This is a genomic window from Acinetobacter sp. YH01022 (assembly GCF_013420235.1).
In the GTDB taxonomy this organism is placed as follows: Bacteria; Pseudomonadota; Gammaproteobacteria; order Pseudomonadales; family Moraxellaceae; genus Acinetobacter.
On record NZ_VOYP01000084.1, the window covers coordinates 1 to 4,864 of the forward strand.

The window sequence follows — 4,864 nt, forward strand, 5'->3', positions numbered from 1 at the left end:
TTGTTCCATTTTAGAGATTTGTTTAAGATAAGATATAACTCATTGAGATGTGTCATAGTATTCGTCGTTAGAAAACAATTATTGTGACATTATTTCAATGAGTTATCTATTTTTGTCGTGTACAGAGGAATATTTTATAAGTTAATTAAATAATAAATGACAGTTTGGTTGATAAGGAGTGTGCCATGCTTATGAATAATAACCCATCCTTTAAAATGTTATTTGAACAACTTGGGCTGGCTTCTAGCCCTGCAGCTATTGAGCTTTTTATACGGACTCATCAATTACCTGCACATCAAAATCTGCATGATGCTCCATTCTGGAATAAATCCCAGCGTGAGTTTTTAATTCGCTATTTAGTGGAAGATGCAGATGAGTGGGTCATGTTGATTGATGAACTGAACCAGCAATTACATATGAATGCCACCAGACTGCAACCTGCCTGATTTTTTGTAGACAAGTGATGTTTAAAACCTGCTGAGAAGAAGGAACTTTTAAGCAGAACAGATCATAAAAAACGCCTCATTGCAGGCGTTTTTTATCGTTAAATCTGCAATTAATGAACTTTGCTTTTGACTAAATGCACAAACCAGTCATGCTCACGGAATGGGTGAAAGGCTGGATGCTCTTGTACCAGAATCAAGTCAAAATCGGCAGTTTTACTGTATTTGGTGAGCCAATGTCGCGCTAAGGCGGTTTCACTCTTGGCCGCAGAAGCATAGGCCAGGAAAAAATAAACGTCCCCATACTGGTCGTGAGTGATAGGTTTTAAGATTTGCTGGGTAATCAAGGCAAATCTTTGTTCCTTGGTAATTTCAAAATACAACATATAGGCTTTGGCTAAATGCATAGATAAGTTCATATATAAACTTAACGGCATTTCTTCAAATTCAATACGACCCTGTTCAAGCAGAACCACGGCTTCTTGCAGAAAATGAATCTGTTCCTGGCGTACGATGCTGAGTGTAACCAGTTGCATACGTAACTCAGCACGTTCTAAGGCAAGTTTTGGCGTATTCCCTTGTAAATATAATTGATCAGTTTCGCCAATACGTTGAATAATCTGTTTGGTGTTTTCCCGCATCGGTTACATCCTCATCTGTCAATGATTGCTATATGAGGATGTTTTTCCAGATTTAAAGCATCCTCTGCTGTGAATTACCAAATGGAATTGCCGCTGCGTAACCATGCGGTAATAGATAAGCGTTGATGTTTGGCTTTCAGCACTTCGTGCAATAAATCACTCTGGAATAGTGCAATGCGGTTCGGTTTTGGCGGGATAATGTGCCACTGATCATTCTTATCCTGCAAACGCAATTCACCGCCCCAATCCTCTTGCCAGTCTTCATGCAGGTAATAAACTGCCGAAATGACGCGGTCATTTTTTTGTTGGGGATTGTCGCGGTGTAAGGCATAAAACTCGCCGGCGTTATAACAGGCAAAATGGGCTTCTACTTCACGAATGCCCAGAAAAAAGGCTTGGTTCAGTTGTTCACCCAAACTTTCTAGCATTTTGACGTGCTGTTGAGCTTTTTCTAAATCTTCATTAATCCATAAAATGTGATCGCTACGAATTTTGCTGATGACCCCATTTTGAATGGCGGCTTCTCTAAACTGATTCAGATGGGAAGTGCATTCCTCAACCAAGGCATGAATATATTCTTGAGGATAAACATCATCAATAATGCTGAAGCCTTGCTGATCTAAATCTTCAATTATTTGATCAACATGGCATGACTTTGGGAAGTGAATTGCATCCATAAAGATATACTCAATAAACAGGATAGAAAAACGCTGGCGTATTCTAGAGCAAGATATCCTGCGGAACGAAACATTTTTTCATGCTAAAATATCGGTTGATATCAGGAATTAAAGAAACATGAATTACCGTCACCATTTCCATGCAGGCAACTTTGCCGATGTCATGAAGCATGTGTTATTGCTGCAACTTTTAACACGTTTAAATGCCAAAGATAAACCTTATCGCTATATCGATACGCATGGTGGGGCAGGTAAATACGATTTATCGACGTCTGCAGCACAGAAATCAGGCGAGTTTTTAAATGGTATCCACCGTTTAATCAAGCTGGACGATTCCATTACCCGCAATGCACCTGAAGGCGTAAAGCAGTATCTTAAAATTGTTCAGGATATGCGTGAAGTTTCAGGTAAAGGGGCTTATCCGGGCTCACCCTGGTTTGCTTTGGAAGGCATGCGTGAAATAGACAAAGCCACCATTTTTGAAATGCAGCCTGAGGTTTTCCAGCAGCTGCGTTTTAATATTCGTGACCGCCGAGCTGGCCTGCATGAACGTGATGCTTATGAAGGCTTGCTCGGAGTGATTCCGCCTAAAGAAAAACGTGGTCTGGTCATGATTGATCCGCCTTATGAATTGGAACGTAAAGATTTTCCACAATTGGTAGAATTACTGGCTGCTGCCTATAAAAAATGGCCTACGGGTATCTTTGCTGTCTGGTATCCAATTAAAGATCGCGCCATGATTGAACGTTTTGAAAAGAAAATGATCAAAACGGGTATTCGCCGTCAATTGGTGTGTGAAGTTTGTGTATGGCCGGATGATACGCCTGTGGGCCTGAATGGTTGTGGTTTGCTTGTGATTAATCCACCATGGAAGTTTTCTGAAGATGCAGATGAAGCTTTACAATGGTTGTTCCCGCATTTGCGTATGAGTGAAAATGGTGGACATGCCGCTGTACGCTGGTTGGTTGGTGAATAAGAGATACGTTTCAAAAGATACGGTTACAGTTAGGATCGGCAAAGAATGACAAGTATAAACAAACCTGAAAGTGAATCTTCTCCACGTGATGAGCATGGTTTTGATGGCATCACCTTTGAAGTGGAAGAAGAAGAGCATACCCACGAGGGACAAAAGGTGAAACGTCGTGGCATCTATCTGTGGCCGAATCTGATTACAACAGCCGCTTTGCTATCGGGCTTTTATTCCATTATTGCCAGTATGAATGGAGATTTTATTCAAGCCATTTATGCTATTTTTCTGGCGGCATTATTTGATGGATTGGATGGTCGGGTAGCACGTGCGATTGGTGCTCAAAGCCCGTTTGGCGAACAGTTCGACTCCTTGTCTGACTTGCTGGCTTTCGGCGTGGCACCAGCCATTTTAATGTATAGCTGGAGTCTGCATGATTTGGGGCGCATTGGATTGGCGGCCTGTTTTGTGTATACCGCTTGTGCAGCTTTCCGTCTGGCACGCTTCAACGTGCAAATTGGTGTGGTAGATAAACGCTATTTTATTGGTGTGGCAAGTCCGTTGGCGGCGGTGATCATTATTACCCTGGTCTGGGTCGCACAAGATTTCCCGCAAATTTTTGATATACGTGAATTGGGTATTCAGATCTTTAATGCGATTGCGATCATTTCAGTCGGCTTGTTGATGATTTCCAATATCAAATACTATTCATTTAAAACATTTGATCGCAAACGAGTACCATTTTTTGTGTTACCGATTGCAGTGTTTATCTTTGCTGCAATTACTTATAATATTCCTGTAGGGATTTTGGTTATTTCCATTATCTATGCACTGTCAGGTTTTGTGACCACTTTCCTTGCGAGAAAAAATACCGCCATATAAAAATGAGAACGCTATACTGAAAATAAAAAGGAGCACGATATGCAGTTGTTTCAAGATTTATTTGATCGCTCCAAACAACTCAATCAGGCTCCATTTCAGTTGCGCTTGGCCTATCATGCGCAAAAAGGTCACTATAAAATCATTCATCAAGGTTTGATGATTCCTGGTCTACCCGCACCCTTACATTACCTCAATTTCATTAGTCTGATTGGCCAGCCGAATGCAGCAATGCTGCGCAATGAAAGTGCCATTCAAACCACAGCTTTAGATACTGCCACTACCATTGCCAGTATTAGCTCGCATATGGTAGGGCAATTGAATGCTTACTCGGTGGAGAAGGACTGTCGTTTTAGCAAAGGGCATTTTCAGTTTTTAGATCGGGAAACAATTCGCGGCAGTTTTCCTCATTTTCAAATACAGCGTAAAGATAAAGAACTAAGTTTTGATTTATCAATTTGCACCAGCAATATTGTTTCCTATTTTACCCGGTTGTGTATGGGACTGGCAGATCACTGGTCTTTACTGTGTCAATGTGAAGGGCAGGTGACTTATAAGGAACAAAAGTTTGAAATTCAGCAGATGGGCTGTTTTGAATATGCTCGTTCCATTAATTTCCCTTATTTGCCTTTGGCATTTTTTACCTATCAAGTTATAAATCTGGAAAATCAGCGTCAACTGCTTTTGGCTCAGATTCGAGATTCTTTCAACGGTATTTTACAGTCACGCCTATATTTACGAGATGGAAAAACAGGCATCTCGCAAATGTTTGACCAGAACGTACGTTTTAAAGTACATCGGGTTTATCCCAAAGTAAAAACACCGAATGGGCAAAGCATGTATTTGCCACGTGAGTTTGAATGGGGTTATGAAGATAAAGATGGCACCTGCATTTCCGTACAGGCACAAAGCCGCGGAGATTTTAAATTTGGTTTGGCGGCAGGTTATGTGGGTAGTTTTAAATATCAAGTCAGAATTAATCATCATGAAGAAACAGGTGAAAGTGGCTATTGTGAATATATCGATTGCCGCTCACTGAGCTGGCAAGAAAAAAATAAACAGGAAAAAATGCGTGATGAACTAGCTAATCCTGTCCCGTTTGCGTGCAAAAAATAATAAAAAACTTCTATTTTGTATAATAAGTAAACAGTCGTGATATTTTTGTTGAGTTATTTAAAAAAAGGAGTTGCATTGGGTTTGGAATGGTGTAGAATGCACATCCATCGGCGGTGATGAAGATTAAAACTTCTGATAAAA

6 protein-coding genes are annotated in these 4,864 nt (G+C 40.6%); 4 read left to right on the top strand and 2 right to left on the bottom strand.

From position 1 onward, the window contains the following. The first annotated feature begins 185 nt into the window (after nucleotides 1-185). Complete coding sequence (locus FTT87_RS15540; RefSeq protein WP_180082180.1) at nucleotides 186-446, top strand: DUF2789 family protein; 261 nt, start codon at nucleotides 186-188, stop codon at nucleotides 444-446. Nucleotides 447-556: 110 nt separating this feature from the next. Here FTT87_RS15540 and FTT87_RS15545 read toward each other — a convergent pair whose 3' ends face one another. Next, on the bottom strand, nucleotides 557-1,084 hold the full coding sequence (locus tag FTT87_RS15545; RefSeq protein ID WP_180175090.1) for a hypothetical protein: 528 nt from the start codon (nucleotides 1,082-1,084) through the stop codon (nucleotides 557-559). 74 nt (nucleotides 1,085-1,158) lie between these two features. Continuing rightward, a complete protein-coding gene (locus FTT87_RS15550) occupies nucleotides 1,159-1,761 on the bottom strand; it encodes a 2OG-Fe(II) oxygenase (protein ID WP_180175091.1) in 603 nt (200 codons plus the stop codon). 118 nt (nucleotides 1,762-1,879) lie between these two features. Here FTT87_RS15550 and FTT87_RS15555 point away from each other — a divergent pair, with 118 nt between their 5' ends. Genes FTT87_RS15555 through FTT87_RS15565 form a run of 3 tightly spaced genes read left to right on the top strand, consistent with a single transcriptional unit; the run spans nucleotide 1,880 to nucleotide 4,723 of the window. Further along, nucleotides 1,880-2,737, top strand: coding sequence for a 23S rRNA (adenine(2030)-N(6))-methyltransferase RlmJ (locus FTT87_RS15555; RefSeq protein ID WP_180175092.1), 858 nt, complete (start codon nucleotides 1,880-1,882; stop codon nucleotides 2,735-2,737). 45 nt (nucleotides 2,738-2,782) lie between these two features. Continuing rightward, nucleotides 2,783-3,610, top strand: coding sequence for a CDP-diacylglycerol--serine O-phosphatidyltransferase (gene pssA / locus FTT87_RS15560; RefSeq protein WP_180175093.1), 828 nt, complete (start codon nucleotides 2,783-2,785; stop codon nucleotides 3,608-3,610). Between the two features lie 39 nt (nucleotides 3,611-3,649). Next, complete coding sequence (locus FTT87_RS15565; protein WP_180175094.1) at nucleotides 3,650-4,723, top strand: DUF6670 family protein; 1,074 nt, start codon at nucleotides 3,650-3,652, stop codon at nucleotides 4,721-4,723. The last annotated feature ends 141 nt before the right edge of the window (nucleotides 4,724-4,864 follow it).